Source organism: Halopseudomonas sp. (genome assembly GCF_041579695.1).
Taxonomy (GTDB): Bacteria; Pseudomonadota; Gammaproteobacteria; order Pseudomonadales; family Pseudomonadaceae; genus Halopseudomonas.
In genome coordinates this window covers 1-3,585 of record NZ_JBFGFI010000157.1, presented here as the reverse complement: position 1 = coordinate 3,585, position 3,585 = coordinate 1, and the positions used below count along the sequence as shown (strand labels likewise).

Sequence of the window (3,585 nt, the reverse complement as noted above, 5' to 3'; positions counted from 1 at the left end):
TACTATCGGGCTTTCGGCGAGGACGCCAAACGCTGGGCCGGCCTGGCAGGTCATGTCTGGCCCATGCCCGGGCTGTATGTGTATGGCAAGGAAGATCCGGTCATTATCCCGGCCTATCTGCACAATATCGAAGCCTGTTTCGACACTATCGAAGTGAAGACAGTCGACGCCAGGCACTTTGTTCAGGAAGAAAAACCCCAGGAGGTCGCTGGCTATCTCAACGCGTTTCTGCACGGCGCCGCCTGATAACCCAGCCACAATCCTCCGCTACTCCGCTACTCCGCTGGCCTGGCATCGGTTTGGGCTGCTAAGCTCGGGCCACCTGTTCCAGCGGAGGAATGAATGCCCAGCCCCACCTTTGAACAACTGCATCGCCAGCCCGGTCCGTTCTTTCTGGCCCTGGGCGGGGCAGGCATGTTCGGCGCCAACTTTTACCTTTTCGGCTCTGCCGGCGAGTGGATTGCAGTAGATTGCGGCTTTGCATTGTCGGCGGCCCCGGGCGGCAACAATATGGTCTCGGTGCCCAGCCTGGCAGCATTGGACCAATACGATATCAAGCTGTCGGCGCTGCTGATCACCCACGGCCATGAGGATCATATCGGCGCGGTCGCGCACCTCTGGCAGAAGCTCGATTGTCCGCTGTACGCCACCCGTTTCACCGCAAGGCTGATCCGCAACAAACTCGATCCGAAACAGCAGTGGCCGAAACTGCGCGAGATCAAACCGCTTGAGCCGATTGGTATTGGCGCGTTTCAGGCCGAGTGGATTCCGGTAACCCACTCCATTCCCGAGTCCAATGCCATTGTCCTCGATGTGGCAGGCAAGCGGCTGTACCACAGCGGCGACTGGAAACTCGATCCGAAACCGCTGATGGGCGAGCTTACCGCGCAGGGAAGACTGCAGGCGATCGGCCGCGATGGCGTGGATGTGATCATTGGCGACTCTACCAACGCGCCCAACAGTGGCGCGAGCCGTTCCGAAGCCGAGGTGCAGAACGGGCTTCAGGATGCGATCCGGCCGTGCAGCCAGCGCGTAATTGTCACCTGTTTTGCCAGCAATCTGGCGCGCCTGCAGAGCCTGGCGGAAATTGCCTTCGATGCCGGGCGTTATGCCGCTCTGCTCGGGCGCAGCCTGATGACCATGCAGGCTGCCGGGCGCGCCGAACGCTACCTGGAGCCACGGCCCGGTTTCATCTCGCCATGGGAGCTGGGCTATCTGCCGCGAGAGCAGCAGTTATGGATCTGTACCGGCAGCCAGGGTGAACCCGCTGCCGCCCTGGCCCGGCTGGCCGGGGGCAGTCATCCGCACCTGACACTCGATCCGGGCGATACCGTGCTGTTTTCCTCACGCCTGATTCCCGGCAACGAGGAGGCATTGGCACGGATCAAGGCGGGGCTGAAGGCACAGGGCGTGAACGTGATTGATGACAATATGGCGCCCATCCATGCTTCCGGCCATCCGCCACAGGAGGATCTGCGCCAGCTGTACGGCTGGCTCAAGGCAAGGTATCTGCTGCCGGTGCACGGTGAACACCATCATCAGCAGGCGCACCTCGATTTTGGGCGCAGCCTGGGCTTGGGCGGCCTGCTGCCGGCCAATGGAGATCTGATCGACCTGAGCGCGCAGCCACGCAAGATAGGCACGCTACCCTGGGGCCTGGTGGAAATTCAGCGCTGAATATCCTCAGCCATCCTTTATGCGCGTGTGCAACTGGCGGGAGATTTCGGCCAGTCGGGTACCGAGGCCGCCGAGCTCCTCCTGCGCGAGCAGCAATTCACTACTGGCTCGAGTCTGGCGTTCACTGGCCGCACGCTGTTCGGCGCTGTAATCGCGCACCTGCAACAGCTGCTGATGTGCGTGATCCAGCCCCTGATGCTGGGCCGCTATGCTGTCCGACAAGCTGACCGTCAGGTCGACGTTTTCCAGCATGGCCACGCCCGCCTTGGCGACCTGATCGACACCGGCGTCGACCACGCCACGGGCATCATCGAGTAAGCCGTGAACCGCCTCCGCGGTCTTGTTGCTGCGCTGCGACAGGCTGCGGACTTCATCCGCCACCACAGCGAAACCGCGCCCCTGCTCGCCAGCTCGAGCGGCCTCGATTGCAGCGTTCAGCGCCAGCAGATTGGTCTGCGCGGCAATCGCACTGATCTGTTGCATCGCATCATCTATACGCCGATTGCTCTGCTGGATCTGCAGCATGCTGGCTTCGGCCTGCTGCATGGTGCCAGCGCAGAGGCGCACCTGATCGGTGCTTTGCCGTGTCTGGCTATTGAGCAACTGCATCTGGCCGGCACTGTCTGTCAGCTGCTGCAGCACGTGGTGGACCGCGCTGTCCAGCTGTTGCATGGAGGTGGCCTGCTGCACGGCGTCCTGATCCATACCCTGGCACCGCTGGCGAATACCCTGCAGGGTATGCTGCAGCTGGTCAGCCATTTGCAGCAGGTCGGCAGCGCTCACCCGTACTTCATCCACCAATAGCTCCATCCGCGCCTGCTGGTTGGCGGCATGCTGCCCTGCCTCACGCACTTCAACCAGGCTCTGCCCGGACTCTTCCAATGCCTGACGGCGCAGGTTCAGGTTGTACCACTGGGCCAGCCAGAGCGTCAGCAGCGGCAACAGGAAACCGGAATAGGTGTTGATCATCTCCTGCCTGGGGCTGAGTTCGAACACCGGCATCACCGCGCCACTGCGTTCCTGATAGATCAACCATATGATGAAACAGGCCTGTACCAGACTCCAGAAGGCCGCGCTGCGATAACCGCTGAGCAGATAGGCCAGCATGATCAGCACCGCGGGCCAGTAGATATGCGCCGACTGCAGTCCGCCTAACTGATACACCAGCTGGGTACTGTAGGCTGTCGCCAATGCCAGCGCAGCATTGGCTGCGACGGACACAGATATCGACGCGGTACGCATCAGCACCAGGACCACCGGCATGCCGAGCAACAATACCAGCGAACCGGTGGCAAGAGCCTCGTTGTCCAGGCGTGCCCACTTGATACAGCTGTAGAGCGCCACCAACAGGCTGCACAGTCCACTGAAAGCGATTGCCTTGGCTTGTAGTACGGCGACCTGATCCTTCAACCCTGCGGGCATGAAATACCCGAGAAATCCATTTTTCATGCGATGCTCCGAACGGTGGCGAACGGCTGTCCGGGCAATCATCCGGCGCAGGCAGTTGGCCACTGTATCGGCCCAGGCCTATCGGCCATCAGCGGCAAAATGGTCAAACTAGCGGATCAGAACACTTCTTTCATCTGTTCCCACATCATACCCAGAGCCAGCAGGGGCGCGCGCAGGTGCTTGCCACCGGGGAACGTCATGTGCGGGACCCTGTCGAACAGCTCGAAGCCGTGACTGGCCTGGCCACTTACCGCCTCGCCGAGAAGCCGGGCGGCCAGGTGTGTGGCATTGATGCCGTGGCCTGCATACGCCTGGGCATAGAAGACATTGGAGTGGTCTGCGAGCTTGCCAATCTGCGGCAGGCGATTGGCGCCGATGCCGATCATGCCGCCCCACTGGTATTCGACTTTCACATTTGCCAGTTGAGGGAATACGCGCAGCATCTTCGGCCGCATATAG

The 3,585-nt window shown here is 61.3% G+C and carries 4 protein-coding genes; 2 read left to right on the top strand and 2 right to left on the bottom strand.

Features of this window, described 5'->3' with window-relative positions:
* Both ABYA88_RS15760 and ABYA88_RS15755 read left to right on the top strand, forming a co-directional pair.
* On the top strand, positions 1–246 hold a 246-nt coding region (locus ABYA88_RS15760), incomplete at its 5' end, for an alpha/beta fold hydrolase (RefSeq protein ID WP_373188340.1).
* A 96-nt stretch (positions 247–342) separates the two neighbouring features.
* A complete protein-coding gene (locus tag ABYA88_RS15755) occupies positions 343–1,677 on the top strand; it encodes a ribonuclease J (RefSeq protein WP_373188339.1) in 1,335 nt (444 codons plus the stop codon).
* Positions 1,678–1,683: 6 nt separating this feature from the next.
* On the opposite strand, the gene ABYA88_RS15750 is transcribed toward ABYA88_RS15755, so the two are convergent.
* Both ABYA88_RS15750 and ABYA88_RS15745 read right to left on the bottom strand, forming a co-directional pair.
* Complete coding sequence (locus tag ABYA88_RS15750; RefSeq protein ID WP_373188338.1) at positions 1,684–3,126, bottom strand: methyl-accepting chemotaxis protein; 1,443 nt, start codon at positions 3,124–3,126, stop codon at positions 1,684–1,686.
* Between the two features lie 116 nt (positions 3,127–3,242).
* A partial coding sequence (locus ABYA88_RS15745) for an NAD(P)/FAD-dependent oxidoreductase (protein ID WP_373188337.1) occupies positions 3,243–3,585 on the bottom strand: 343 nt, incomplete at its 5' end.

Excerpts from the sequence above, each read along its gene's own strand:
- ABYA88_RS15750 (WP_373188338.1), bottom strand. The coding sequence starts at position 3,126 with ATGAAAAATGGATTTCTCGGGTATTTCATGCCCGCAGGGTTGAAGGAT.
- ABYA88_RS15755 (WP_373188339.1), top strand. The coding sequence starts at position 343 with ATGCCCAGCCCCACCTTTGAACAACTGCATCGCCAGCCCGGTCCGTTC.